This is a genomic window from Microbulbifer magnicolonia, assembly GCF_035117725.1.
Lineage (GTDB): Bacteria > Pseudomonadota > Gammaproteobacteria > Pseudomonadales > Cellvibrionaceae > Microbulbifer > Microbulbifer magnicolonia.
Map to the genome: position 1 here is coordinate 1,178,738 of NZ_JAYEFD010000001.1, position 26,330 is coordinate 1,205,067.

Here is a 26,330-nt window from a genome sequence, read left to right on the forward strand (position 1 = left end):
AATCCTTGGAAAATCAAAATGTTAGCCGGCAAGCGTGCCGGCTGTGTGGCGCAAGTCTATCAGGAACAATGCGGAATGCGGAGTGCGGAATGCGGAATGCGCGGCCAGCCACGTGAGCAACTGCAAAATACTGGCCGCGACCCAGCTTTCAGGACATCGGAAGCCGGGGCGCGGCCGGAGATCCTCTTCAAAGCACAGGATCAGCTCGCGCATTCATCATTCCGCATTCCGCAATCCGCATTAATCGTCTATCTGGATGGTGCGGAAGGTGGGCTGGCCGGCGCGGAAGAAGCGGATCGGCAGCAGCTCGTCTGCCGGCAGCTCCTTGACCACTGCCTGATACTCCTTCAGGTCTCCGACCGCGTCAAAGCCCAGCTGCGCGACGATATCGCCGCTGCGCAGGCCGGCCTTGGCACCGGGCTTGCCCGGAACCACCTGTTTGACGAGCACACCGGCATCCACATTCCAGCGCTGCTTGAGTGCCTCGGGAATCTCGTCGACCACCAGGCCCAGGCGCCCTCCCACATCGGCAGTGGGTTTGACCGAAGCCTGCTGCGTATCGTCTTCCTGTCCGGGAAGCGCGCCGACAGTGACCTCCAGTTTCATGCGCTCACCCTTGCGCATCAGATCCACCGGAACCTTGCTTCCCGGCCTGGTCTGGCCGACCACGTGGGGCAGATCGCCCTGCTCGAGGATCTTCTGGCCATTGAAGCGGAGGATGACGTCGCCCGCCAGAATACCCGCTGCCGCCGCCGGCGCGCCGGCTTCAACCTGCGCCACCAGGGCGCCGGCAGGTTTGCCGATCCCCATGGCTTCCGCCAGGTTGCGATCCACATCCTGAATACCCACGCCGAGCCAACCGCGGTCAACGCGACCCTTGTCCTTCAACTGGGCCACCACATCGCGCGCCAGACTCGCGGGAATCGCAAAGGAGAGGCCGATGGAACCACCGCTGCGGGTATAGATCTGCGAGTTGATGCCGACCACTTGCCCTTTCAGATTGAACAGCGGGCCACCGGAGTTACCGGGGTTGATGGCCACGTCGGTCTGGATAAAGGGCACGTAGTTCTCCCGGCTTTCGTTGGGAATGCTGCGGCCCATGGCACTGACGATACCGGCACTGGCGGAATAGTCGAGACCAAAGGGGGAACCGATCGCAACGACCCACTCGCCCACTTCCAGCTCTTCGGAATCGCCCCACTGAGCCGGCTTCAGGTCGTCGGCCTCAATCTTCAGCAGTGCCAGGTCGGAACGGGAGTCGGTGCCGATGACTTTGGCTTCGTACTCGCGACGGTCGGTCAGGGTCACCGTGACCTCATCGGCACCCTCCACCACATGGTTGTTGGTGACTATGTAGCCGTCGGCAGAAATGATGAAACCCGACCCCATGCTCGCGACGGGGCGCTGCTGGCGGCGCGGCTCCAGCAGATGGCGGAAGATATCCGGGATTTCCTGCTGGTATTGCGGCGGCAGGCCACCCCGCGCCGCCTGGCTGCGTTCCATGGTGTTGATTTTCACCACCGCAGGAGAATTCTCCTTGATCAGGTCGGTGAGCTCAGGCAGTCCCCGGGCGCTCGCGGCGCCCGATATCAACAGGCAGAGAACTAACAAGTACTGCGTGTAGCGTTTAACCATAGGTTTGTTACCCCTAATGATCCCTTCTACTATGAAGTCAATGGTATTTGAATCCCCTTCAGGGCCACTTGCAGAAAATGTGGACTCCCGGGGAGACATTCAAGTTACTCATTAGTGGCGATCTGGCCACGAAAGTTCTCCCATATTATGTAAAACAATGTAAAGGGCGTCATATGTCCCCGCTGCGCCCGCGCACCGAGCGCGGACACTTCTGCCATCCGCGTCTGCAGTACGGTCACTCCGAACTGGGTGCGCCGCTGTTTTACTTTCCCGCCCAGACCGGTAACGACCACGGCATCGTCATGGCCGGCACCCACGGTGATGAAGTGGCTGCGGTGGTGGCGCTGTCCTGCGCCCTGCGCGCACTGCCACCTTCGCTCTTGCGCCACCACGTGATACTCGCCGTCAACCCGGATGGCTGCCAGCTGGGTCTCAGGGCCAATGCCCGCGGTGTCGACCTGAATCGCAACTTCGCCACCGCTAACTGGGACGGCAGCGGCAGCGTCTACCGCTGGAACAGCGCCGCGGAAGAGCGCGACGTGCGCCTGAGCACCGGCAGCAGCGGCGGCTCGGAAGCGGAGACCCACGGCCTGTGCCAACTTATAGGCCAGTTGCAGCCCGCCTGGGCGGTATCCATTCACGAACCCCTGGCTTGCGTGGAGGACCCGGACGACAGCCCGCTGGGACAGAGGCTGTCCGAGAGCCTGGACCTGCCACTGGTCTCCGATGTCGGCTACCTGACCCCAGGATCCTTTGGCACCTGGTGCGCCGAGCGCAAATTGCCCTGTATCACCGTGGAGTTCCCCCCCATTTCCGCGGACGTTGCCAGTGAGGACTACCTGCAGGCACTGCTCGAACTGCTGACCTACGACCAGTAGACCCGCCCCGCGGCGAAACGCAGCGGCGGCTCCACATCCTTCGCCAGCCAGGTGGGGCCGTCGAGGTCGAGAAAACGCACTCTGTTCCCCAGCGGCCAGGCCGCCCGGATCGCGCGGGAGGTGCACAGCATACAGCCGAGCATCAACTCAAACCCCTGGGCCCTGGCCTCATCGGCCAGCGCCAGCGCCTCGGTGATGCCGCCCGTCTTGTCCAGCTTGATATTCACCATCTCGTAGCGGCCGCGCAGCCGGGGCAGGTCCTCGCGGGTGTGGCAGCTCTCGTCGGCACAGATGGGCAGCGGATGGGAAAAGGTTTCCAGAAAGGCATCGTCAGTGGCTGGCAGGGGCTGCTCCAGCATCGCCACGCCCTGCGCGCTCAGCTGGTGGCAGCGCTCCTGCAGGCTGGCGGTGGGCCAGGCCTCGTTGGCGTCGATCACCAGCTGCGCGCCGGGCGCCGCGCGGCGGACCGCGGTGACCCGCTCCTCCACTTGGCGGTCGTCCAGCTTCAGCTTGAGTACGGCGACCCCCTGCGCCACCGCGGCCAGTGCCGCCGCGGCCATTGCCTCGGGCGTATCGATTACCAGCGTCTGCACCGTGGGCAGGGATTCCGGCCCGGAGAAACCGGCGCCACTGCGCTTGGCCTCCCAGTCGGCGAGGGCGCAGTCCAGCGCGTTGCGCGCGGCACCGGCGAAGAGGCGTGACTGCAGCTGCGCCCGTGTCAAGCCCTGGGCCACTTCACACAGCAGCGGCTGCAGCTGCTGCAGCACCGATTCCACACTTTCGCCGTAGCGCGGATACGGCGTGCACTCGCCGACACCGGTCACCCCGTCGCCACTGACCTCCACCACGACCACCTGTGCCTCGGTACGGGCGCCGCGGGAAATGACGAAAGCGGTGCGCAGGGGCCAGCTTTCTGCATAGCAGCGAGCCTGCATAGGTAATCTCCGACAGGGTCTGGAGATAACAGTTTAGGTTAGGGTTACAGGGGTCTTGAAGGTTCGATGCGCAGCAGCAGCGGTGCGTAGGCGGGGTTGTCGGTGTGGCGGCGACTGTACCAGCGCACCAGCGCGGCACCGCCGATCAGGCCCACCACGGCACCGCCTATGGCGCCGCCCTCACCGGCCAGGCTTTCGCCCGCCAGCGCTGACAGCACCAGTGAGACAAGCGGTAGCAGATAGACCAGCAGGGCACTGCTGGCCAGGGCGTGCTCGGCGATGCCGATTACCGCGGTGTCATTGAGAGATATGTTGTCGGGATCCCAGCTGTTCAGGGCCACACGGACGCGTGTAGCGCCAGCGAGGGCGCCGCGGTTTGATAGATAGTCGCCCAGCAGGCCGGTGCCGCAGCCGGTCTTGGCCGAGCAGCCGTGGCAGCCGCTGCGCTGGATCGTCTCGACCCAGATGGCGCCCGGCTCGATGGCAACCACGCGGCCGCGCTCTTCGACCATGTCGGAATCCTTGATCAGCCTTCCACGGTGACGGCGCTCGCCACCCGTTGCGCGGTGGCATCGGGGATCTCACCGACTACAGTGACCGTATAGGCCACACCATCCACTTCTATGCGGTCCATATAGGCCACAGTGGCGCCGCGAATGGCGCGCCCCTTGAAATTCAATTCGGGCCCGAGTCGCTGCACAAACACGGTAAATACACTGAGCCCGTCGCTAAACACCAGCATATCGCCGTCGGAGAGGGGCTTGACCGACACCGGCTTGAAACCGTCCGGTACCCAGCTCAATTGCCAGCGGCTCTGCGATGTGCTGCAGGGGTTGTTGTTGTCCATGCGGCGGGCATCGGCGGACTGCGGTTGCAGATCGCTGTCCTGCACTGGCGATAGATCCAGCTGCACAAACTGATAGCGCTCCAGCACCCGGCCCTGGGCGCCCACCAGCATGGTCTTCAGTGGCAGGCCGGTCTCGCGGTCCAGGTTCACCACCAGCCCCAGCCGGTGCCGATCGCGCGGACGCGCTTCGATCACGACGGTATCGCGGTCGGCAATGCGCTCCTCCCCACGCAAAATAAACTGATAGGCGCGCTGAACCTCCTGCTGCCCCACCCGGCTCCAGAGCCCAGTGCGCGCTATCGGCCCGGAGGTACGCTCACAGTTCTTACCGCTGCCGTGGCTGATCAGCTCGCGCGGATCACCACTCAGGTAGCGCACTCGCTCCACCTGCTCGCCGTCGCGCACCGCGTGCACCACTTGCAGCGTTTCCAGTATGCCCGCGTGCTCGAAGGTCACCAGGCCCCGGTACTCGAGTTCGGTGACAGCCCGGGCCAGCTTGCCCAGCCACTGCTCCACTTCCACAGAGGCACTGCCGGCGATGGCGCTGTCGGCAATGGGATGGTCGGCGATGGCATTGTCGGCGGGCGGATTTTCGACAACGAAGTTATCGACTGCGGTGCTATCTACCGCAGAGCTATCTACCGCAGTGCCATCGACAACAGGGGTATCTGCAGAGGGGCTTCCACCGCCCAACTGCTGCGCATAGGCGGCCGGCGCCAGCAGAAATAGAGCCAACAAAAGATTGTTGGCTCTACGAATGGTACTGCCCAGATGGCTTCGCTCGTTGCCCGGTTCCCGCACGTTACATTCCCACCTCTTCACCGTAAGTGGCGCGGGCGAAAGGCACCATACCCTGGCTGCCCACGTGGGCTGCCTGCTCAGAGTGCTCAATCATCACCCGGTTCAGATGGCGCATCAGCTCCGGCGTGGGCATCTGCTGAATCACCGCCTGCTCTCCGGCACCTGGCTGGTAGTCGGGAACAAAGCGCGGACCGGCCGTGCTCACCGAGCGCGTCGTGGGTGCGGGAACATAGAATCCCGAGGGTTGCGGCGAGGACTGCACCACCGGCTGTGCCGGGCGCTCGACCTCGGCGACCAGTTCAGCGCCGGGCTGGACATCCCGCTGTACCGTTGAAATCTGCTGCACGCCGAGAATCGCGGCAAAAGCTACCGTTGCCGCCACAGCGCCGCGGGACAATGGCCGCCACCAGCGGCTGTTGGCCAGGCCGTCAGCCGCCTCGGCGCCGCCGCCGGCCGATTGGGACAGGGAGTCCTCCCGCTCGATGGCCGCCGAAATACTCGCCGCGAGGCCGCTGTCCACCGGGGCCACCTGCTCGCGCCGCAGCACGCTGGCCGCCAGCTGGTAACGGGACCAGCGTGCGCCGAAATCCGCGGAAGCCGCACTGGCCTTCAGCAAGCGCTGCAGTTCCAGCTCGCTGACTTCGCCGTCCATCAACGCCGACAGTGATTCGTTCAGACGATCCTGATGATTCCCGTGGGACATACGGGTCAACCCTCTCTGTGCAATCATTTTCAGTGCCCGCAGGCACCCGTTCTGGTTATCACCTATGACCCGGGATCCGGCCGTTTGTTTCGCTGCCGGAAAAAAATTTCCCGGTCTCAGCCGCGGTCGCCGAGCGTTTCCGGCTCCCCGGCCATCACCGCCTGGACTGTGCGGTCAATCGCCTCGCGCGCCCGGAAGATGCGCGATCGCACGGTGCCCACCGGGCAGCCCATGACCTCGGCGATCTCCTCGTAACTCAGCCCTTCGAACTCGCGCAGGGTCACCGCCGAGCGCAGATCCTCCGGCAGAGCGCGGATGGCCGCGTGCACGGCCGCTTCCAGTTGGTCGCGGAAGAGCTGGTTCTCGGGGGTATCGTTGTCCCGCAACAGGTCGGCACCGGAATAGAATTCGGCATCGTCCAGATCCACGTCCGAAGACGGCGGGCGGCGACTGCGGGAAACCAGGTGGTTCTTGGCGGTATTGATGGCGATGCGGTACATCCAGGTGTAAAAGGCGCTCTCACCGCGGAAGTTGGCCAGGGCGCGATAGGCCTTGATAAAGGCCTCCTGGGTCACGTCCTGCACTTCGCTGTGATCTTTGATAAAGCGGCTCACCACGGCGACTATCTTGTGCTGATATTTCAGTACCAGCAGGTCGAAAGCCCGCTTGTCCCCTTTCTGCACGCGCTCCACCAGTTGGCGGTCGCTCGGTGACGCCTGTTGCGCTGTCATTCCCTACTCCCCCCTACGCCTACAAAAGGCAGTCGCACCGCGTGCGCCACTCCTGCAACTGCTGGAGGGGCCGCCGGCGCAGGCGTTCATTCTGTGGAGATGATGACACTGGCAATTGGACATAAGTTCCGGGTCAAATCGACGAAATTCATGGAGGCGCTATACTACGCGACCCTAAAACATAAATGAAATGTATGAATGCCAAGGCCCCCTTCAACTCTAGGCAGTACGACGTACTGGTGATCGGCAGCGGCGCCGCGGGCCTCACCCTGGCCCTGCACCTGGCGACGCGCTACCGCGTGGCTCTGTTGTCTAAGCAGCGGCTGCAGGACGGCTCCACCTGGTTTGCCCAGGGCGGTATAGCCGCAGTACTCGATGAGATGGACTCGGTGGATTCCCACATTGCTGACACATTAGACGCGGGCGCAGGTCTCTGCCACCCGGACGCGGTGCGCTTCACCGTCGAGAACAGCACCGCCGCCATCCGCTGGCTGATCGACCAGGGGGTCGCATTCACCCGCGAGGAAGGTGAATACCACCTGACCAAGGAAGGCGGCCACAGTCACCGGCGCATAATCCACAGCGCCGACGCCACCGGCCGCGCCGTGCACAGCACCCTGATAGAGCGGATCTACGCGGCCGAGAATGTCGACTGCTTCGAGCACCATGTGGCACTGGACCTGATCCGCCAGCCGGACCCGAGCAAGGGCCGCTTCCGCTGCGCCGGGGCCTATGTGTACAACAAGAGCACCGAGGAAGTGGAACTCTTTCAGGCCAAGGCCGTGGTTCTCGCCACTGGCGGCGCCAGCAAGGCCTACCTCTACACCAGCAACCCGGACGGCGCCAGTGGCGACGGTATCGCCATGGCCTGGCGCGCCGGCTGCCGGGTGGCGAACATGGAGTTCAACCAGTTCCACCCCACCTGCCTCTACCATCCGAAGGCCAAGGCATTACTGGTCACCGAAGCGCTGCGCGGCGAAGGTGCGCATCTAAAGCTGCCGGACGGCAGCCGCTTTATGCACCGCTTCGACAAACGCGGCGAACTGGCACCGCGGGACATTGTGGCCCGCGCCATCGACCACGAGATGAAGCGCCTGGGTGCCGACTGCGTCTATCTGGATATTTCGCACAAAGACCCGCAGTTCATCCGCGACCACTTCCCCACCGTCTACAGCAACTGCCTGCAGTACGGCATCGACATCACCAGGGAACCGATCCCGGTGGTGCCGGCGGCGCACTACACCTGCGGCGGCGTCATGGTGGACGAGTTCGGCCGCACCGATCTGGACCAGCTGTACGCGATCGGCGAGACCACCTTCACCGGCCTGCACGGCGCCAACCGCCTGGCCAGCAACTCGCTGCTGGAGTGCCTGGTCTACGCCCGCTCCGCCGCCCTGCATCTCGATGAAACGCTCGATGCGGTACAACCGCCGCGCCAGGCACCCGCCTGGGACGCCTCGCGGGTGACCGACTCGGACGAAGACGTGGTGATCTCGCACAACTGGGACGAGCTGCGCCGGTTTATGTGGGACTATGTGGGCATCGTGCGCACCCGCAAGCGCCTGCTGCGGGCCGAACACCGCGTCAGGCTGCTGCAGCAGGAGATCCGCGAGTTCTACGCCAACTACAGGATCACCAGCGACCTGATCGAGCTGCGCAACCTGGCGCTGGTATCGGAGCTGATCATCCGCTCGGCGCTGGACCGACGGGAGAGCCGCGGCCTGCACTACTCGCTCGACTATCCCGAGCTGCGCGAGCTGGCGATGGACACCATCCTGGTACCGGAGAACTTTGCCGACCAGCGGCAGTTCGTCTGACCTTCGCCCTGATCAACGCGAAAAACGCAGCGCTCCCTGCAGGCGGCGCCAGTCGTCCTGGCTCAGTGCGTCCCGCGCCAGTACCAGTCGCAGGCGCCGCCCCTGCAGGTCCCGCCCGTTGACCACCAACAGCCAGCGCCACAGGACCAACTCGCCACAGAACTCGAACTCGCGCGGCTCGCCGCCCCACGGCTGCCAGAACCAGCGGCGCTCGCGGGTACTGATCCGCCCCCGGGTCAGACGCAGCCGTCGCCACTCGAAACCCGAAAAGGCCGCCACCGCCAGCGCCGCCGGCAGAAACAGATAGATTGGCAGCCGACACCACCACAGCAGCGCCAGGGACTGCAGTGCGACCAGCACAAGAAGGGAGTACAGGAGACGGGAGGGCGCCACGGCACAAGTCAGCCGGGCACTGCGTTCAAAAAACTGCGGGTTATTCCTGGAGGCCGGTATTGTCACGGATAATCTGCACTATGCGCAGCAGATCAGGATCGGCGGGATCCTCGCGGCGCAGGAACCAGGCGAACAGGTCCTGGTCCTGCTCGTCCAGCAGTTTGATATAGCGCTGCTGATCGGCTTCATCGAGCGTCTCGTAGACATTATCCAGAAACGGCAGCAGCACCAGGTCCAGCTCCAGCATGCCGCGGCGGCTGGCCCAAAAGAGGCGGTTGCGATCCATACTTCATTCCTATTTACCAATCGGCCCGACGGGTCACCCTGTCCCGTCTGGGCCGTCGCCAGCGCAGACACGCGAGTCGAGCCAAGCAAGACCACAGCGAGACAGCCGCGGGGATAATCTACTTTTATTGCGCGGACTCGCACTGACTCACCGCCGGCGGCGACATGTCCGGTGCCGCTCACGACAAAACGGGCGCAGTATAACCGCTGCCCCGGCAAACTTGAAAAGGGCGCGCCAATCCCCAAATATCCACCCCTAATCAACCCCGAGGTGGCAGGACTATGGATCAGCAGCAGTGGCAGGAATTTCTCGCAGGCCTTGGCGCCATCTGGGAGGGCACCGATACCCAGAATCCTCGCGCCGATTTTCCCCTTTCTCCAGGGGAAAGCGAAGCTGAGCTGCACCTGATCGACCTGAGCCCGCTCGGCGCCATCGCCGTCAATGGACCGGACAGCCAGAAATTCCTGCAGGGCCAGCTCACCTGTGACCTGGTAACGCTGCCCGACAACCACAGTACGCTCGGCGCCCACTGCAATCCCAAGGGGCGCATGATCAGCGCCTTCAGCGCATTAAAACTTTCGCACAGCGAGTTCATTTTGCGCCTGCCGCGGGATCTCGCCCCGATCGCGCGCGACGCGCTGGCCAAATACGCGGTTTTCTTCAAGACCGAACTGCAGGACATCGGTGACGCCAGTACCGGTGACAAGCACCGCTGGCTGGGCGTTCAGGGCAAGGGCGCCGCAGAGCGCACAGCCCAGCTCCTCGGTATTGAACACCTGATGCCCGGCGAGGTGCGCGCCTTTGACTGCAATGGCGAGCGCGCTATCGCCCAGTCACTGAACGATCGACAGGTCGCTCTGCTGGTTCCAGTCGCGCAGGCGCAAAACCTGTGGCAACAGCTATCGACAGGGGCCGAGGCGGCCGGTTATGACCGCTGGCAGCAACTGCAGATCGAGGCCGGCATTCCCCAGTTACACGCGGCGACCAGCGAGCTGTTTATTCCGCAGATGGCCAACCTGCACCTGCTCGGCGGGGTCAGTTTCAAGAAGGGCTGCTACACCGGCCAGGAAGTGGTGGCGCGCATGCAGTTCCGCGGCGCCGCCAAGCGGCGGCTGTACCGCGCCCGCTGCGTATCTGGAGCCATTCCCGCGCCGGGACTGGAAATCTACGCCGATGGTGAACAGAGCATCGGTAACCTGGTGGAGGCCTGTCGCGGCGCAGAGGGTATCGAACTGCTGGCGGTGCTGACCATCGCCAAGGTGGCTGCCGGGGAAGAATTGCGGCTGGCGGATGGCCGGGTATTGGAGCTGCAGGAACTGCCCTATGATGCGGATGCGGATCCTCTCGCTTAACCTCTCAATCAGCTTGTAGGAGCGGGTCAGACCTCTACCGCGACCCGCCGCAACTCGGAGACCGCCGGCAGCGCCCAATCTATCGGTTCCTGCCCCTGCTGCTGCAACCATTGATTCGCCTGCGAAAAAGGTCGGGTGCCGAAAAAGCCGCGGTGGGCGGACAGGGGCGAAGGGTGCGGCGCGCGCAGCACCAGGTGCTTCGCGCGATCGATAAACGCCCCTTTCTTCTGCGCGTAACTGCCCCATAGAATAAACACCAACCCCTCGCGCTGCTCCGCCAGCTTGTGAATCGCCGCATCGGTGAATTGCTCCCAGCCGCGCCCCTGGTGCGCGCCGGCCCTGCTGTCCTCTACCGTAAGCGTCGCATTCAGCAGCAGTACGCCCTGCTCTGCCCAGGGCTGCAGACAGCCGTGGTGGGCCGGCGGTATCCCGAGGTCGGAATCCAGCTCCTTGTAGATATTCTGCAGGGACGGGGGAATACGCACACCGGGCATTACGGAGAAGCAGAGTCCATGGGCCTGACCGGCGCCGTGATAGGGATCCTGGCCGAGGATCACCACTTTGACCTTGTCGAAAGGGGTGGAATTAAAGGCGTTGAATATCTGCCCGCCGGGGGGATAGATCCGTTTGCCGGCCTGCTTTTCCGCACGCAGGAATGCGCGCAGCTCCGCCATATAGGGCTTGTGGAATTCGTCGCGCAGTACCGCGTGCCAGGAGGGATGGATTTTTATTTTTTCCGGGGCCTGCATGGTTTTTCCTTTGAAATTTATTCGGCGCTTTCGGACCTGCGGCCCGCTTGCCGAGCTGGAGCTCGGCGTTCCCAGGGGGCGTTAACGCAGTGCCTTTTTTACCTGTCGGCGCAGCTCCGGCACCACCTCCTCTTCGAACCAGGGGCGCTGGCGCAGCCACAGCGTATTGCGCGGGCTGGGATGGGGCAGCGGAAAGTAACCCGCCGGCAGCCCATCGCGAAAGTGGCGCACATTTTCGGTGATGTTGCCCCTGTTTCGAAAAAGAGCATGCGGCAGATAGTGGCGCTGGGCGTATTGTCCCACCAATAAAGTGAGTTGCAAATTTGGCAGCAGCGCCAGCAGGCGCCGATGCCATGTGGCCGCGCATTCGGGGCGCGGCGGCAGATCGCCACCCTTGCCGCGGCCGGGATAGCAGAAGCCCATCGGCACTATGGCGATACGGGATTCGTCGTAGAAGGTTTCCCGATCCAGCTGCAACCAGTCGCGCAGGCGATCGCCGGAGGGGTCGTTCCAGGGAATACTGCTGGCGTGCACCCTGGTGCCCGGCGCCTGACCAATGATCAGCAAACGCGCGGATTCCGTCGCGCGTACCACCGGATTGGCGCCCAGCGGCAGACTTGCTTCGCACAGGCGACAGGAGCGGATTTCTTCTAGCAGGGCGGGAAGTCGGTCGGTAGTCAAAATTAACCTCGCGCGGTGATTACGCCCTGCGCGCTATCTCGCGACATCAGTCGCGGGGAACGCCAGATGCAGCAACAGGGCGCGCCTGTCCGCCGGATCTGCAGCGCGGCCGACATTGTTGTTGTCCAGCACCACATAGATACCACTCGCGTCTACCGCGAGGCCCTCCCCCTTGCCGTAGCGGGTCTCTTGATAGACGAACTCAGGAGCCTCCTCGATTGCGCGATACTCGATACACCATTTGGCCTGCAGATCCTCGATAGAACGGCGGCAGACGGCAAAGGCGTTGCGCTCGAGGGTGAACAGGTCGCCGCCAAAATAGGCGAGCCCGGTGAGATCCGGGGAGCGGCCGCGAAAATCGAGGCCCGCCGCGGCGGGAACTTCGAAGAACTGCGGCTCGGCCGTACCGGAGGTGAAGCGCACCAGTCCCCGGCGCTCCCTCTCCAGCGCGATCCAGAAGTCCTCCCCCGTCTTCACCAGCCCTTCGCTCGCGGCGTTAAACTGGCGCATATAGCCGCGCTCGCGTGCCGCATCTGACCAGCGCTGCGACATCCACAATGCTTTGTGCGGCGGATTTACCGCGGCGATGCGGTGATGGCGTTCGCTGACCAGGAAAATGCCCGCTTCATCACAGGTAATCCCCTCGAAGTCCGCTGCGGGTGCCGCCTGTACCATCGCGATCAGCCGCGCCTTCAGCCCTTCGGAATCCATCGGCGGTGTGTCAAGCCCGGCCAACAGGGGGCGGGGTTCCAGGGCGGCACGGCCGGCGCCGAGCCGCAGGGTGTAGTAGCCGCTGGAGTCCTTGTCGGACACCGCCAGCAACTCGCCGCCGCAGAAGCTGAGTCCGGAGATGTCCAGGCCGGCACTCTGGTCCAGCCAATAGCTGGCGATAAGCGTCGCGGGCGTGACGGGAGCCGCTGCCGCAAGAGGCGGCAGCAGAATGGCCAGCGCGAAGAACAGCAGTTTCTGGAACAATGGAGGCCCGGTTAATCGCGGAAATTATTGAACTGCAGTGGCTGCTCCAGTTCCTTGCCCCTCAGCATGGCGATCACCTGCTGCAGATCATCGCGCTTCTTGCCGGTAACCCGCACCTGGTCGCCCTGGATAGCCGCCTGCACCTTCAGTTTTTCGTCCTTGATCATCTTAATGATCTTTTTTGACAGTTCCTTGTCGAAACCATTTTTTAGCGTCACGGCCACCTTGACCTGTTTGCCGGACTGCTCACTTTCGCCCACTTCCATGGCCAGCGGATCGATACTGCACTTGATCAGTGCCGCGCGCAGCATGTCCACCATCTGGTCCACCTGCATATCCGATTCGGCGCGCAGTACCAGGGCGAAGTCATTCATCTCCACTTCCGCATCCACGCCCTTGAAGTCGAAGCGGTTTGCCACGGTGCGGTTTACCTGATCCACCGCATTGGTCAGCTGGTGCTTGTCCACTTCGGACACTATGTCAAAGGAAGGCATTGATTTCTCCGTTTGTTAATTTCCAGCGGTTCATTATTTCCAAATCTGGGGAATGATTTCGACGCTCCGATCAGCGGCACTGAGCCAGATATGCCCATCCTGAATAGTCGCACTCAGGTCCATATTGCGCTCGGCCATAGCCGCCAGTTGCTCGGTCGCCTCCTCGGGCAGGTGATAGACGCGCAGGTTGTCGAAGCGCGCCAGCGCGCCGCCCTGCTTCTGCCACCATATCGGCGCCGCGCGGCGCCCGTAACTGTACACCAATACCTGCGCGGCGCGGCTGCTGGCCTTGCGCAGGCGCTCTTCGGTCGGCAAACCCACCTCGATCCACAATTCGATCTCGCCGCTGAGACTCATCTGCCAGAGGTCTGCCTCGTCGTCGGAGGAGAGGCCGCGGGTAAACTCCAGCCCCTCTGCGGCATTGTGGGCGAAGGCCAGCAGTCGCACCATCATGCGCTCGTCGGTTTCCGATGGGTGGCGCGCCAGGGTCAGCTGGTGCTCGCCGTAGTAACCCCGGTCCATATCGGCGATCTGTACCCTGGCTTTGAAGATTGTCGCTTTTAACGCCATTTCGGCTCCCAATGCTACTCAATCGTTGCGCCGGCTCCCGCACTGGGAGGACGGCGGACTATTCTTGGATGGTTTACTGGAAAACTCTTATTAAACAACAGGGGTCTTCAGCATGAACTCTGTATGCACCAGCGGTCGCCGCCTGTGGCAGGGCACCCTGCTCTGCCTGTTGGGCCTCTTGGTCATGGGCCTCAGTGGCTGCGGCGTCAATAATATCCCCACCTACGACGAACAGGTCAAAGCCGCCTGGGCGCAGGTGGAGAACCAGTACCAGCGCCGCGCCGACTTGATCCCCAACCTGGTCAAGACCGTCAAGGCCTATGCCGCGCACGAGCGCGAAACCCTGCAGGCGGTGACCGAAGCGCGCGCCAAGGTGAGTTCGATACAGGTGGACGAGAACCTGCTCAATGACCCGGCCAAGCTGCAGCAGTTCGAGGCCGCCCAGGCCCAGCTGTCCAGCGCCCTCGCCCGCCTGATGGTGGTGGTGGAAAGGTATCCGAACCTGAAGGCGGACCAGAATTTCCTCGCCCTGCAGTCGCAACTGGAGGGCACCGAGAACCGGATCGGCGTTGCGCGGCGGGATTATATACAGGCAGTGGAGCGCTACAACCGCGAGATTCGCACCTTTCCCGGGCGGATCTGGCACATGATCCTGTACAGCGATATGCCGCTGCGCGAGACCTTCCAGGCCACCAGCGAGGATGCGGAGAAGGCGCCGGAAGTCGACTTTCAATAATAATCACCCGCGGAGCCAATAATGATTCGCCGCCGGTTGGCCACCATCACCATTGCCCTCACCGCGCTGCTTTGCGCGCTGGGGGCGATGGCCAATGTGCAGTTCCCGCCGCTGTCCGGCCGTGTGGTCGACAACGCCGGGCTGCTGCGGCCCGACACAGAGTTCCGCCTCACCGAAATCATGCAGCAGCACGAAAAGGAAAGCAGCAATCAGCTGGTGGTGGTCACCCTGCCCGACCTGCAGGGTTTGACCATCGAGGAGTACGGCTACCAACTGGCACGACACTGGAAGATCGGCCAGAAAGGCAAGGACAACGGCGTGTTGCTGATCGTCGCGCCCAACGAGCGCAAAGTCCGCATCGAGGTCGGCTACGGCCTGGAAGGCGCGCTCACCGATGCGCTATCCGCCAATATCGTTCACACCAAGATACTGCCGAAGTTCCGCAGCGGCGATTTCGATGGCGGCATCACGGACGGCATGCAATCCATCATCGCCGCGATCAAGAACGAGTATGTCGCCGAGCCCACGGAATCCGGCGGTGACCGCCGCCTGGCCCTGCTGGTGGGACTATTCCTGCTGCTGGTGATGCTGCAGCTGTTCGGCGCCTCAGTTCTGGGCTCCCCCAGTGGCAGCCGAACTTACCGCCGTGGGCGCTACGGCGGCTATTACGGCGGTGGTGGCTTCGGGGGCGGCTTCGGCGGCGGTGGCGGCTTTGGTGGCGGTTTCGGCGGCGGCGGTGGCGGCTTTGGCGGAGGAGGCGCGTCCGGGGGATGGTAATGCTCAATAGCCAGTACCGGCGCCTGGTCGCCGATACCATCAAGGAAGTGGAGTCTAACACCGACGCCGAAGTCGTGACGGTGCTCGCCCACGAGGCAGACAACTACCTGTATATCTCCACCCTGTGGGCGGCCTTCCTCGCCCTGCTGCTGGCGCCGCTGATGCAGTTTCTGCCATGGTGGCTGGAATACGAGCAGGCGTTCACCCTGCAGTGGATACTGTTTATCGCGCTGGCGTTACTTTTCCGCTGGCGACCCCTGACCATGCGACTGGTGCCCAAGAAGGTGAAGTACTGGCGCGCCTCCAACCTGGCGCGCCGTCAATTCCTGCAGCAGGAACTGCACAGCACCCGGGGGCGGCTGGGACTGCTGATCTTCGTCGCCGAGGCGGAACACTACGTGGAGATACTGGCCGACCGCGGCCTGGCCGAACACATCACCGACGAGAACTGGCAGGAAATCGTCGAAAACTTTATTCACGAGATCAAACGCGGCAAGACCGGTGAGGCATTTGTGCACTGCATCGAAAAGTGCGGGGAACTGCTGCGTGAAGCTGCCCCGGTAACCACGATAAAGAATGAATTGCCCAATCACCTCGTCATCCTGGATTAGCCTATGCAAATTAAACAACCCAAGCTGATCGCCGCAGCAACGGTGTTGCTGGTCCTGGCGGCCTATGGGGTCAATGGCGCATTCTTCCGGAATGACGCATCCGAACAGGCTGGCAATCACAACGGCAAGTCCCGACTCACCCGTCTTTTTTCCGGCGATGATGGCAGTTTGGAAGAGCGGATTCGGAAACTCGAAACATCGCTGAACGAAGCCAATCAGATCCAGACACAGCTTCTGGATCTTGTGGACGATCTGAGACAGCGGCTGGAGCAATACACCCCGGAACAGACCGCGGAGGAAGTTCGCACGGAGATGGTAAATTCCGCCATGCCGAGGCAAGTGGAGAGTATTCCGGATCGAAGCTCCCGCCGGGATCACTACAACAGGCACCGCGACAGTCAACTGCAACGGCTGGTCGACGCCGGGATTAATCCCGACCGGGCAGAATTCATTCTGGAAAAGCAGGAACGCTTCCAGTACGAACATACGAAACTCGCCTATGAATATCGCCATCTGAAGGACAAGTCCTCCGCCGAAGCCGAACGGCTCCGAGAACAGCTCGATACCTACAGCCACCCGCGCAAGTATTTCGAGCACGAACTGAACGAACAGGAGTTTGAGCTCTACCTGGAAGCCACCGGCGGTCGCCAGGAAATGCGCATCGACAGAGTGGTCAGTGAAACGCCAGCCGCCAATGTGGGACTGAGAGCGGGAGACCGGATCATTTCCTACAACGGCGAACGGGTATTCCATATGGGCGACCTGCGCACGCAGGTGTACAGGGTCGCGCCGGGAAAGACCGTCGCCGTCGAGGTGCAGCGGGAGGGGAGTTCGAGCAGGGAAACGATTTATGTGCCGAGCGGACCGCTGGGCATTCAGGGCTAGCGAAGATTTCTATCGCTAACTGTAGGAGCGGCGGGGCGGTCATCCGCCCCGCCGCTCCTGCATTGGCGTGCCGCAAATTTATTCTGCAATGGCCTCGGGGCGCATATGCGGGAACAGCAGCACGTCGCGGATGGACGGGGAATTGGTGAACAGCATTACCAGGCGATCGATACCAATGCCCTCACCCGCAGTCGGCGGCAGGCCGTATTCCAGCGCGCGGATATAGTCGGCGTCGTAGTGCATCGCCTCGTCGTCGCCGGCGTCCTTCTCCGCCACCTGGGCCTTGAAGCGCTCGGCCTGGTCTTCGGCGTCGTTCAGCTCCGAGAAACCGTTGGCGATCTCGCGGCCGCCGACGAAGAATTCGAAGCGGTCGGTGACGAAGGGGTTGTCGTCGTTGCGCCGCGCCAGCGGCGACACTTCGGTCGGGTACTCGGTGATAAAGGTCGGCTGGTCCAGGCGGTGCTCGACGGTCTTCTCGAAGATCTCGATCTGCACCTTGCCCAGCCCCCAGCTGTCCTTCAGCGGAATGCCGAGCTTCTCGGCAACCACGCGGGCACGCTCGATATTGTCGATATCGCCGTGTGCCAGTCCCGGGTTGTAACGCAGGATGGAATCGAACACCGACAGGCGCGCAAACGGCTTGGCGAAGTCGTAGCTGCTGCCCTGGTACTCCACCGTGGTACTGCCCAGCACATCCTCACAGATACCGCGCAGCATCTCTTCGGTGAGATCCATCAGGTCGTTGTAGTCCGCGTAGGCCTGGTAGAACTCGAGCATGGTGAACTCGGGATTGTGCCGCGTGGACAGCCCCTCGTTGCGGAAATTGCGGTTGATCTCATACACGCGCTCGAAGCCGCCGACAACAAGGCGCTTCAGGTACAGCTCCGGCGCGATGCGCAGGTACATGTCGATATCCAGCGCATTGTGGTGGGTGACGAACGGGCGCGCGGCGGCGCCGCCGGGAATCACCTGCAGCATCGGCGTTTCCACTTCCATGAAATGGTGGCCGTTCAGGAAGTCGCGGATGTACTCGATGATTTTGGAGCGCAGGCGGAACACTGCGCGGGACTCGGGTGTGGCGATCAGGTCCACGTAGCGCTGGCGGTAGCGCAGTTCCTGGTCGGCGATGCCGTGGAATTTTTCCGGCAGCGGGCGCAGCGCCTTGGTCAGCAGCTGGAACTCCTCGCAGTTCACATACAGGTCGCCCTTGCCGGACTTGTGCAGTTGGCCGCGCACGCCGACGATATCGCCGATATCCCAGGCGCCGTGGCGCTCCTTGATGCCTTGCTGTGCCGCCTTGTCCGCGTACAGCTGGATGCGGCCGGATACATCCTGAATCACCAGAAACGGGCCGCGCTTGGCCAGGATACGCCCCGCCACGCAGGCGGTCACACCCAGCGCTTCCAGCTCTTCCTTGGATTTTTCGCCAAACTCGGCCTGCAGGTCGGCGGCGAGGTGCTCGCGGCGAAAACTGTTGGGGAAGGCATTGCCCTTCTCGCGCAGCGCGGACAGCTTGGCGCGGCGCTCGGCAATCAGTTTGTTTTCGTCTTGCTGGATATCGGTCATGGCAATTCGTTTCGGTTTGGGAGTTTAAAGTTTCGTGAGCCGTAGGAGCGGCCCATGGCCGCGATCGATATTCGAACTTGTCGGAAAGTCCGATCGCGGCCAACGGCGGACGGCCGCCCCGCCGCTCCTACAAAGGATTAGAGTCCGGCCTTCAGGCTGGCCTCGATAAACTGGTCCAGATCGCCGTCGAGTACCGACTGGCAGTTGCTGGTCTGGACGCCGGTGCGCAGGTCCTTGATACGCTGGTCGTCGAGCACATAGGAGCGGATCTGGCTGCCCCAGCCGATATCCGACTTGCTCTCTTCCATCGCCTGTTTCTCCGCGTTGCGCTTGAGCATCTCCTGCTCGTACAGCTTGGCGCGCAGCATCTTCCAGGCCTTGTCGCGGTTCTGGTGCTGGGAGCGCTCGCTCTGGCAGGCCACCACGATACCGGATTCGATGTGGGTAAGGCGCACCGCCGAATCGGTCTTGTTCACGTGCTGGCCGCCGGCGCCGGAGGCGCGGTAGGTATCCTCGCGCACCTGCGACTTGTCCACGGCGATCTCGATATTGTCATCGATTTCCGGCGACACGAAGACGGAAGAAAACGAGGTGTGGCGGCGGTTGCCGGAATCGAACGGCGACTTGCGCACCAGGCGGTGCACGCCGGTCTCGGTGCGCAGCCAGCCGAAGGCGTGGTCACCGGCGAAGTGAATGGTGGCACTCTTGATACCCGCCACTTCCCCCGCGGAAACCTCTTCCAGCGTGGTCTTGAAGCCGTGGGCCTCGCCCCAGCGCAGGTACATGCGCAGCAATATCTCCGCCCAGTCCTGCGCCTCGGTGCCGCCGGAACCGGCCTGGATATCCAGGTAGGCGTTGTTGGGGTCGTTCTCACCGGCGAACATGCGGCGGAACTCCAGCAAACCCAGCTGCTGCTGCAGGTTGTCGATTTCCGCGGAGACCTCGCTGACGGAATCCTCGTCGTTCTCCTCCACCGCCATCTCCAGCAACTCGCGGCAGTCGGAAATGCCGGAATCCAGGTTTTCGATGGTGGTCACTACGGCTTCCAGGGAGGAGCGCTCGCGCCCCAGCTCCTGGGCGCGGCTCGGGTCGTCCCAGACGCTGGGCTCGGCCAGCTCCAGCTCGACCTCGGTCAGGCGCTCTTTCTTGCTGGCGTAGTCAAAGATACCCCCTAAGAACGTCGGTGCGCTCTTCGAGGTCTTTCAGTTGGTTGAGAAGCGGGTTGATTTCCATGAACTCTCGGATTCCGGGATGTGTACAAAGCGGCGCGCATTCTACCGCAGCGCGGCGGGGGGGTTCCAGTGGGCCTCGGGCTCAGACGAGCACCGGGGCGGCGCTGCTAGCGGGATTCGCTTGCGGGACACGCCGTAAATACATCCCTGTAGGCTTGTCTGCGAGGTCCCTCTCGCAGACAGTCCCGCAAGCGAATCCCACTATCAGCCCCTTCACATTAGACTTTCGAGCACTGCCGGCCTGCGCCACGGGAAACTGAAAAGAACCCTGAGCCTCGATGCGAAGGTACTGGTGCCGGGGCCTGTTTGCGGGACCGTTCGCGGCCATGGATGGCCGCGGAGAGCGTACAGGGACGTATTTAGGGGGGGCGCCTAGCCCGTGTCCCGCAAACAGGCACCGGCAGCAGCGCCGCCACTGAGCCAGATCCGGCCCCTCGCCCCCAGCCCCTCTCCCCAGAAGGGAGAGGGGAGCCGGAGATCAGGTCCCGAACCAGTTCATCAGCAGTCCGGCGGCGATGATCTGCGGCAGGGTCAACAGTGGCAGGGCGAAGGCGATCTTCCAGGAACCGCTGGTGTCCCTGATCGACATCAGCTCGGTATAGTCGGTGGACACGCCGGCCATCAGGAAGGCGAAGGCGTTGCCGGGCGCCGCCGCGCGACTGAAGATATCCGCCGCCAGCGGCGTGGCGCCCTCGGAGCAGACCTCCAGCACCGTGGCGGCAATAAGCGTCGCGCCCAGGCCCAGCAGCGACGGGCCGAACCACTGCTGGAACACCGCCGGGTCCACGAAGGCGCGCACCAGTACCGCCAGCACTATGCCCACCAGCAGCCAGCGCACCACCATCTGCGAGCCGCGGATGCCCTCCCACAGCAGGCCGCCGATGCTGGTCGGTGTCAGCTCGGCGCGCTGCCAGAGCCCCCTTACCTCAGAGCGCCAGTCGTAATCTTCGGGCAGCTCGACCCGGTTGGGGTTGGCCGGCAGCCTGCCGCGCTCCACCAGCCGGTCCGCCGCATATCCCGCTACCAGCGCGATCACCGCGGAGCAGAGAATAAACAGCAGCGTCCACCAGAAGCCGATCAGTGCGATCAGGATTACCGTCAGTGACAGCGAATTCCACGGGCTGGCGATCAGAAAGGCCATCACCTGACCCAGGCTGGCGCCGCGCTTGTACAGCTGCATGCCCACCATCAGGATGCCGTGGGAACAGAGATCGAAGAAAAGACCGGCCAGGGTGGCGCGCAACAGGCCGCGCTTGCTGCCGCCGCGCCCCAGCACCTCGATCACCAGCTCCTGGGGAATACGCGCCAGCAGGCCGACGAACAGCGCTCCGGCCAGCACACCCCACCACATGGTGTGCACCAGCTCCACCACGCCGCTGGACATATGGTGCAGCCACGCGGGCACCGTCGACAGGTCGAGCACCCAGTAACTGCCATAGAGAATTGCCACCAGCGACAGACTGCCCCACAGCAGCCAGTCGATGCGGCCGTGGGGTTCGTCGGCGCAGCAGGCGGAGGTATGCGACTCCACCAGCCGTGCATCCGGTGGCGGCTGGGGCCCACAGCATTTTTCACTCACGGGCAACTCCCGACAGATTGTCCAGAATCGCACACTCCGGCGACTCGTCCCCGGCACAGCTGTCGGCCAGGCCGCGCAGCGTCGCGCGCATCTCGCGCAGGATGCGCAACTGCTGCTCTATATGCGCGATTTTCTCCTGCACCAACAGTTTGGCGTCGTGGCTGCGGCGCCCCGGGTTGCGGTACAAATTCAGCAAATCGCGCACTTCGTCAATGGAAAAGCCGGTAGCGCGAGCGCGCTGGATAAAACGCAGCGTCTCCAGGTCCCGCGCACTGTAATCGCGGTAGCCGTTCTCCGAGCGCCCCGGCGACAGAAGATCAATGGATTCGTAATAGCGCAGCGCCTTGGCGGTCAGGCCCGACCGCCGCGCTGCCTGGGAAATATTCATCGCCCCTCCCGCGATCCGTGTTTATTTACAGAGCAGGAGGCTAAGGGTTACTGCGGGAGGAAGGTCCAGTGTTATTTGCGGGACATTTACCATTCTGATACTGGATCTGGTCCGCCGGATCGAATCCCAGCTCCAGCGCCGCATCCAGCGAGTCCTTAGCGATCAGGTGCAGCAGAATATCGCCGGTGGGACCCCCGCAGACGGCGGGATACATGCGGTCGGTGCGCGTGCCGCAGCGGGAATCCTGCACCGCAACACCGTTGTCGGTCAGCTTGGCGCCGCTCTCTTCCAGCGACATGCCGCCGCCCTCGCACTGGCGGTTGCCACGCCCCCGGTAAACCCAGATCAACTCTTCCGCCTGCACCGCCGGTTCCTCCGGTTGCTGCGCCGGCTCTTCGACGACCTCAGTGGCCTGCTCTGCCTTTTTGTCCGTCCGCTCACCACAGGCACTCAACCCGATAACAAGGGCAAGCACCAATAGTACAAACATGCTCTGTTTCAATTGCACTTCCTCCATAAAGCCAATGAATAAAGGCCCTCGCGAATGCCTGAAATCGGCCGAAACGCCCGAATGCCTCGGCGACGGCGGGCCGATGGACACCGAATAACAGAGCGCCCTGCAGTCCGCCCGGCCCGCGAAATATTCGTGCCGCCTTCCGCAGTCCGCTGATTTATTGCGATGTACCGGGAGTGGCAGCTTCGGCGCTATCGTCCGAGCACTGTCCCTTCTGGTACTCAATCTGCTCCGCGGGACCATATCCTACTAACAGGGCAGCATCCAGCGAGTTCGCTCTGATCAGGTGCAGCAGAATATCCCCTGAAGGCTCGCCACAACCGGACGTAAAAACCTTGTCGGTACGCAAACCACAGTGGGATTCATGCACGGCCACACCAATATCAGTCAACTTGGCCCGACTCTCGTCGAGTGACATGTCATCGCCGAAGCACTGCTTGATGCGGCGGTGTCGAAACACCCAGATCAGCTCCTCAGCCTCCTCTGCCGGCTCTGCTGCCTGTTCCGCCTGTTTCTCCGCGCGCTGGGCAAAGGCGCCCACTCCCACAGCGAGGACCAGCGCCAGCAGCAGCAAAGGTGTGTGTTTCATGATTGAGCTTCCTCCATAAAGCTTGCAAAGCGCCCGATCAACCAAAGGCTAACCAGGCGCCCACCAGCAACATCAGGGAGCCGGCGACGCGGTTGATCAGACGCACATTCTCACCGCGCTCCAGCAGGCGGCTGAGCGTGCGTCCGCCGCCGGCATATATCAGCAGGCACAGGGTTTCCAACAGCAGAATGATAGCAATCAGCATCGCCAACTGCGGCGCGAGAGGATAACTGTCGTTGATAAAGGGCGGCAGCAGCGCAATAAAGAACGCCCAGCCCTTCGGATTCGCCACCGCGGTGACGAAACCCTGCGCCGCCAGTGCCTGTCGTGACGGCAGGGCCAGCGCGCCGTCCGACGCTGCCGGCGCGAGCATTGCCATACGGCCGCGCGCGCGCCACATCTGGACGCCGAGCCAGGCGAGGTAGGCACCGCCACAGTATTTGAATAGCTGGAAGGCGGTCGGGTATTTCAACATCAGCGCGGCGATGCCGAGTACCGCCGCCACTGCCACCAGCGCCACCCCCAGCAATTCACCGGCCATCATCCACAGGGTGCGGCGCACGCCCAGGGACATCCCCAGGGTCAGCGCCAGGGTCATGCACATGCCCGGCGTCACCGAGACAAAGAAGAAAGTGGACACGAACAGCGCCAGTACCGAGAGGTCGATTACGCCCATCAGTGGTGTGTTCCCGTGTGGTTGCCGTAGTGGCTCACCAGCATGCCCGCCAGCATCAGGCCGCAGCCGACCAGTTCCCGACCACTGAACACCTCATTCAGAATCAGCCAGCCCGCCGCCAGCGCGAACACCGATTCCAGACTCATGATGACCGTGGCGTGGGAGGGCGCCGCGTAGCGTTGTGCCAGCAGTTGGAACGTAAATGCGATGGCGGTGGAAAACACCATCATATAGGCAATCGGCCAGGCGGCATTGAGCGCCGATTGCAAACTGGGTTGCTCGACGAGCAGCGAGGCCACCGCGGACAGCAGGCCGCACACCAGGAACTGCACACAGGCGAGCCGCAGGGCGTCGTAGCGCCGCACCAGGTGATCCGCGGACAGCACCTGCACCGCAAACACGAAGGCGCTGGCGAAAACCATCAGGTCCCCCACCAGCTGCGACTCCTCGCTGAAGTCGGCAAGCCAGTAGAGGCCCAGCAGCGCCAGGCCGATACCGGCCCAGGTCCAGCGATTGGTCCGGTGGCCGAGAGACAGGCCGATGACCGGCACCAGCAGCAGGTAAAAGCCGGTGATAAAACCGGCGCGGCCGGCGGTGGTATACAGCAGGCTCACCTGTTGCAGGGCGGCCCCCAGAAACAGCCAGAAACCCAGAATGGCACCGCCGGGCAGGCAGGCGCGCCAGGTATATCTGACCCGATGGCCGCCCTCCTCGCCCGGCTGTATGTCTTGAGCAAGTTGCGGCGCCCGGCGCGACGCCAGCCAGTAGACGATCGGAATCAGCAGCAGACCACCGAGGAAAAACCGCCAGGCGTTGAATGCCAGCGGCTCGATATGATCCATCGCGATCTTCTGCGGCACGAAAGCGACGCCCCAGAAGAGCGCTGCCAGTAGCAGCAGGATTTCCGCCTGAACCTGTTTGCGTTTCATTCAATTACATCTCAACAAAAGCTCGGAATGTCCGTTATCTTCGAGTGGCACAAGGGGAGGCCCTGACGCGGGTGGCCATCCGGTAAACGATTGCCGATGAGGTTGTTGGCCGGATGGCCACCCGCGGCAGGGCCGGTTCGGGACCACCGGCTTCGAGCGGCTAGGGGTCGCCGCGGCCGCCCCCAGGCATTCAAGGTGCCTTTGCCCTATAAGGGTTCCAGGTGATTCACCAGCAGCTGCAGGGATTCCCGCCCGCGATATTCGTTGATATCGAGCTTGTAGGCCAGACGGACTTTTTCCACCTGCTGCGGCCACTGGTCGGTATCCACATTGAACGCTATGGCATCCAGCGCCAGCTGCGGATGCCCGAGCGGTGCCACGACCATCTTCAGGTGGCGCTCGCCGACGATACGCTGCTGCAACAGCAGAAACTCGCCGTCGAAGAGCGGCTCGGGAAACGCCTGGCCCCAGGGCGCACAGGCGCGCAGTGTCGCCGCCGTGTGCAGACTGAACTCCCCCGGCTCCAGCTCGCCGTCGGAATCGATCACCGCCTGCAACTGCTTCTCCGTCAGGCGACTGCGCACTGCCGTTTCGAATGCATCGACAAAAGCGCCGAAGTTTTCCAACCGCAGGCTCAGGCCGGCGGCCATCGCGTGACCGCCGTACTTGCTGATCAGATCCGGGTGGGCGGCGGCCACGTCGCTCAGCGCGTCGCGGATATGCAGCCCCGGAATCGAGCGCGCCGAACCCTTGACTAAACCACTGTCGCCCTCGGCGAAGGCGATTACCGGGCGGTGGAACTTCTCCTTGATGCGGCTGGCCAGGATGCCGACCACGCCCTGGTGCCAGTTTTTATCGTAGAGGCACAGGCTCCAGGGGATTTCTCCTTCCAGCTGCACCCTATCCAGCGCGGCCATGGCCTCCCGCTGCATGCCCTGCTCTATCGCCTTGCGGTCGCGGTTGAGCGCATCCAGTTCCGCCGCCAGCTCGCGGGCCTCGCCGGGATCGCGGGTCAGCAGGCAGCGGATACCGGTGCCGATATCGTCCAGGCGCCCGGCGGCGTTGATGCGCGGGCCGAGAATGAAACCTATGTCGGTGGTGGACAGCTTGCGCTGGTCGCGCCCCGCCACCTCTAGCAGCGCACTGATTCCCGGGCGGCAGTGGCCGGCGCGGATGCGCGCTATGCCCTGGTGCACCAGGATGCGGTTGTTGTGATCCAGCGGCACCAGGTCGGCGACCGTGCCCAGCGCCACCAGGTCCAGGTATTCGGCCATATTCGGCGGGCTCAATCCCAAAGAACCAAAGACGCTGTCGGCGAACCAGCCGCTCTCCTCCAGCGCGCTGCGCAGGCGGCTGAGCAGATAGAAGATGACCCCGACCCCGGCCAGGTTCTTGCTCGGGAAATCGCAACCGGGCTGGTTCGGATTCACGATGGCGTCCGCGTCCGGCAGTTCGGCCCCGGGCAAATGGTGGTCGGTGACGATCACCGTCATACCCGCGGCCTTCGCCGCCGCCACGCCATCGATACTGCTGATGCCGTTGTCGACGGTGATCAGCACATCGGGCCCGTATTCCTTGGCCACCTGGACGATTTCCGGTGTCAGGCCATAGCCGTAGTCGAACCGGTTGGGTACCAGGAAGTCCACGCCCGGTGCGCCCATGGCGCCGAGGGCCAGTACCGCCAGGGTGCTGCTGGTGGCGCCGTCGGCGTCGAAGTCGCCGACGATCAGGATTTTCTGCTGGGCGCGCACCGCGCTCACCAGCAGCTCCACCGCCTTCTCCAGGCCGCGCATGGCCTGAGGTGCGTGCAGTTTTGCCAAGCGGTGGTCCAGCTCGGCCTCGCTGTTGACGCCGCGGCCGAGCAGCACCCGCTGCAGGATTTTCGGGGTATCAGAAGTAAAACGGCCAGTGGACAAGTCCACTGGCCGTCGCTGAATTCTTGTGGTCATTTTTACTCAACTGTTTTTCAGGTGCCGCAGGGCGCGCCGTGCGCACCCCAAA

30 protein-coding genes are annotated in these 26,330 nt (G+C 63.1%); 7 read left to right on the forward strand and 23 right to left on the reverse strand.

Annotation, left to right across the window (positions count from 1 at the left end):
- Positions 1–21: 21 nt before the first annotated feature.
- Positions 22–213 carry a hypothetical protein gene (locus tag RRF64_RS05205; RefSeq protein WP_323844760.1) on the reverse strand — a complete coding sequence of 64 codons (192 nt, stop codon included), beginning with the start codon at positions 211–213 and terminating at the stop codon, positions 22–24.
- A gap of 27 nt (positions 214–240) precedes the next feature.
- Positions 241–1,635 carry a Do family serine endopeptidase gene (locus RRF64_RS05210; RefSeq protein ID WP_323844761.1) on the reverse strand — a complete coding sequence of 465 codons (1,395 nt, stop codon included), beginning with the start codon at positions 1,633–1,635 and terminating at the stop codon, positions 241–243.
- 173 nt (positions 1,636–1,808) lie between these two features.
- Between RRF64_RS05210 and mpaA the strand changes: the two genes are divergently transcribed.
- A complete protein-coding gene (gene mpaA, locus RRF64_RS05215) occupies positions 1,809–2,513 on the forward strand; it encodes a murein tripeptide amidase MpaA (RefSeq protein ID WP_323844762.1) in 705 nt (234 codons plus the stop codon).
- On the opposite strand, the gene ycjG is transcribed toward mpaA, so the two are convergent.
- From ycjG to rpoE, 5 genes are all read right to left on the reverse strand, one after another.
- Complete coding sequence (gene ycjG / locus RRF64_RS05220) at positions 2,501–3,448, reverse strand: L-Ala-D/L-Glu epimerase (protein ID WP_323844763.1); 948 nt, start codon at positions 3,446–3,448, stop codon at positions 2,501–2,503. The genes mpaA and ycjG overlap by 13 nt on opposite strands.
- A gap of 44 nt (positions 3,449–3,492) precedes the next feature.
- The gene (locus RRF64_RS05225; protein WP_323844764.1) at positions 3,493–3,960 is read right to left on the reverse strand and encodes a SoxR reducing system RseC family protein; all 468 of its coding nucleotides are present in this window, start codon (positions 3,958–3,960) and stop codon (positions 3,493–3,495) included.
- Positions 3,961–3,974: 14 nt separating this feature from the next.
- Positions 3,975–5,030, reverse strand: coding sequence for a MucB/RseB C-terminal domain-containing protein (locus RRF64_RS05230; RefSeq protein ID WP_323844765.1), 1,056 nt, complete (start codon positions 5,028–5,030; stop codon positions 3,975–3,977).
- A 67-nt stretch (positions 5,031–5,097) separates the two neighbouring features.
- A complete protein-coding gene (locus RRF64_RS05235) occupies positions 5,098–5,799 on the reverse strand; it encodes a sigma-E factor negative regulatory protein (RefSeq protein WP_323844766.1) in 702 nt (233 codons plus the stop codon).
- Between the two features lie 116 nt (positions 5,800–5,915).
- Positions 5,916–6,530, reverse strand: a complete 615-nt coding sequence (gene rpoE / locus RRF64_RS05240; RefSeq protein WP_323844767.1) for an RNA polymerase sigma factor RpoE — start codon at positions 6,528–6,530, stop codon at positions 5,916–5,918.
- Positions 6,531–6,715: 185 nt separating this feature from the next.
- Here rpoE and nadB point away from each other — a divergent pair, with 185 nt between their 5' ends.
- Positions 6,716–8,347 carry an L-aspartate oxidase gene (gene nadB, locus RRF64_RS05245; RefSeq protein ID WP_323844768.1) on the forward strand — a complete coding sequence of 544 codons (1,632 nt, stop codon included), beginning with the start codon at positions 6,716–6,718 and terminating at the stop codon, positions 8,345–8,347.
- A gap of 12 nt (positions 8,348–8,359) precedes the next feature.
- On the opposite strand, the gene RRF64_RS05250 is transcribed toward nadB, so the two are convergent.
- Together RRF64_RS05250 and RRF64_RS05255 are read right to left on the reverse strand one after the other, a co-directional pair.
- A complete protein-coding gene (locus RRF64_RS05250) occupies positions 8,360–8,806 on the reverse strand; it encodes a protein YgfX (protein ID WP_323844769.1) in 447 nt (148 codons plus the stop codon).
- On the reverse strand, positions 8,781–9,026 hold the full coding sequence (locus RRF64_RS05255; protein WP_323844770.1) for an FAD assembly factor SdhE: 246 nt from the start codon (positions 9,024–9,026) through the stop codon (positions 8,781–8,783). The genes RRF64_RS05250 and RRF64_RS05255 overlap by 26 nt, the downstream gene beginning before the upstream one ends.
- 281 nt (positions 9,027–9,307) lie before the next feature.
- On the opposite strand from RRF64_RS05255, the gene ygfZ reads away from it, so the two are divergent.
- Positions 9,308–10,378, forward strand: a complete 1,071-nt coding sequence (gene ygfZ / locus RRF64_RS05260) for a CAF17-like 4Fe-4S cluster assembly/insertion protein YgfZ (protein ID WP_323844771.1) — start codon at positions 9,308–9,310, stop codon at positions 10,376–10,378.
- 26 nt (positions 10,379–10,404) lie between these two features.
- Here the strand turns inward: ygfZ and ung are convergent, their stop codons facing one another.
- From ung to RRF64_RS05285, 5 genes are all read right to left on the reverse strand, one after another.
- A complete protein-coding gene (gene ung, locus RRF64_RS05265) occupies positions 10,405–11,127 on the reverse strand; it encodes a uracil-DNA glycosylase (protein WP_323844772.1) in 723 nt (240 codons plus the stop codon).
- Positions 11,128–11,208: 81 nt separating this feature from the next.
- Positions 11,209–11,808, reverse strand: a complete 600-nt coding sequence (locus tag RRF64_RS05270) for a uracil-DNA glycosylase family protein (RefSeq protein ID WP_323844773.1) — start codon at positions 11,806–11,808, stop codon at positions 11,209–11,211.
- Positions 11,809–11,841: 33 nt separating this feature from the next.
- Complete coding sequence (locus RRF64_RS05275) at positions 11,842–12,783, reverse strand: SdiA-regulated/phytase-like domain-containing protein (RefSeq protein WP_323844774.1); 942 nt, start codon at positions 12,781–12,783, stop codon at positions 11,842–11,844.
- 11 nt (positions 12,784–12,794) lie between these two features.
- The gene (locus tag RRF64_RS05280; protein ID WP_323844775.1) at positions 12,795–13,277 is read right to left on the reverse strand and encodes a YajQ family cyclic di-GMP-binding protein; all 483 of its coding nucleotides are present in this window, start codon (positions 13,275–13,277) and stop codon (positions 12,795–12,797) included.
- A gap of 33 nt (positions 13,278–13,310) precedes the next feature.
- Positions 13,311–13,847, reverse strand: coding sequence for a YaeQ family protein (locus RRF64_RS05285; protein WP_323844776.1), 537 nt, complete (start codon positions 13,845–13,847; stop codon positions 13,311–13,313).
- A gap of 112 nt (positions 13,848–13,959) precedes the next feature.
- Here RRF64_RS05285 and RRF64_RS05290 point away from each other — a divergent pair, with 112 nt between their 5' ends.
- Genes RRF64_RS05290 through RRF64_RS05305 form a run of 4 tightly spaced genes read left to right on the forward strand, consistent with a single transcriptional unit; the run spans position 13,960 to position 16,856 of the window.
- Positions 13,960–14,583, forward strand: coding sequence for a LemA family protein (locus RRF64_RS05290; RefSeq protein ID WP_323844777.1), 624 nt, complete (start codon positions 13,960–13,962; stop codon positions 14,581–14,583).
- Between the two features lie 21 nt (positions 14,584–14,604).
- Entirely contained in the window at positions 14,605–15,360 is a 756-nt protein-coding gene (locus RRF64_RS05295; protein ID WP_323844778.1) for a TPM domain-containing protein, read from the forward strand.
- Positions 15,360–15,971 carry a TPM domain-containing protein gene (locus RRF64_RS05300; protein ID WP_323844779.1) on the forward strand — a complete coding sequence of 204 codons (612 nt, stop codon included), beginning with the start codon at positions 15,360–15,362 and terminating at the stop codon, positions 15,969–15,971. Before RRF64_RS05295 ends, RRF64_RS05300 begins: the two co-directional genes overlap by 1 nt.
- Positions 15,972–15,974: 3 nt before the next feature.
- The gene (locus tag RRF64_RS05305; RefSeq protein ID WP_323844780.1) at positions 15,975–16,856 is read left to right on the forward strand and encodes a PDZ domain-containing protein; all 882 of its coding nucleotides are present in this window, start codon (positions 15,975–15,977) and stop codon (positions 16,854–16,856) included.
- 78 nt (positions 16,857–16,934) lie between these two features.
- Here the strand turns inward: RRF64_RS05305 and lysS are convergent, their stop codons facing one another.
- From lysS to recJ, 9 genes are all read right to left on the reverse strand, one after another.
- The gene (gene lysS / locus RRF64_RS05310; RefSeq protein ID WP_323844781.1) at positions 16,935–18,422 is read right to left on the reverse strand and encodes a lysine--tRNA ligase; all 1,488 of its coding nucleotides are present in this window, start codon (positions 18,420–18,422) and stop codon (positions 16,935–16,937) included.
- A gap of 137 nt (positions 18,423–18,559) precedes the next feature.
- Positions 18,560–19,655, reverse strand: a protein-coding gene (gene prfB, locus RRF64_RS05315) for a peptide chain release factor 2 (RefSeq protein ID WP_323844782.1) whose coding sequence is annotated in 2 segments (ribosomal slippage) — positions 18,560–19,582 and positions 19,584–19,655 — 1,095 coding nt in all. Because the reading frame shifts where the segments join, the coding sequence is not laid out codon by codon here.
- Between the two features lie 477 nt (positions 19,656–20,132).
- The gene (locus tag RRF64_RS05320; RefSeq protein WP_323844783.1) at positions 20,133–21,233 is read right to left on the reverse strand and encodes a permease; all 1,101 of its coding nucleotides are present in this window, start codon (positions 21,231–21,233) and stop codon (positions 20,133–20,135) included.
- On the reverse strand, positions 21,226–21,621 hold the full coding sequence (locus RRF64_RS05325; protein WP_323844784.1) for a MerR family transcriptional regulator: 396 nt from the start codon (positions 21,619–21,621) through the stop codon (positions 21,226–21,228). Before RRF64_RS05325 ends, RRF64_RS05320 begins: the two co-directional genes overlap by 8 nt.
- A gap of 40 nt (positions 21,622–21,661) precedes the next feature.
- Positions 21,662–22,123, reverse strand: coding sequence for a hypothetical protein (locus RRF64_RS05330; RefSeq protein ID WP_323844785.1), 462 nt, complete (start codon positions 22,121–22,123; stop codon positions 21,662–21,664).
- Between the two features lie 169 nt (positions 22,124–22,292).
- Positions 22,293–22,724, reverse strand: coding sequence for a hypothetical protein (locus RRF64_RS05335; protein ID WP_323844786.1), 432 nt, complete (start codon positions 22,722–22,724; stop codon positions 22,293–22,295).
- A gap of 37 nt (positions 22,725–22,761) precedes the next feature.
- A complete protein-coding gene (locus RRF64_RS05340) occupies positions 22,762–23,400 on the reverse strand; it encodes a LysE family translocator (protein WP_323844787.1) in 639 nt (212 codons plus the stop codon).
- The gene (locus tag RRF64_RS05345; protein WP_323844788.1) at positions 23,400–24,329 is read right to left on the reverse strand and encodes a DMT family transporter; all 930 of its coding nucleotides are present in this window, start codon (positions 24,327–24,329) and stop codon (positions 23,400–23,402) included. Before RRF64_RS05345 ends, RRF64_RS05340 begins: the two co-directional genes overlap by 1 nt.
- Positions 24,330–24,535: 206 nt before the next feature.
- Positions 24,536–26,278, reverse strand: coding sequence for a single-stranded-DNA-specific exonuclease RecJ (recJ, locus tag RRF64_RS05350; RefSeq protein ID WP_323844789.1), 1,743 nt, complete (start codon positions 26,276–26,278; stop codon positions 24,536–24,538).
- Positions 26,279–26,330: the final 52 nt, after the last annotated feature.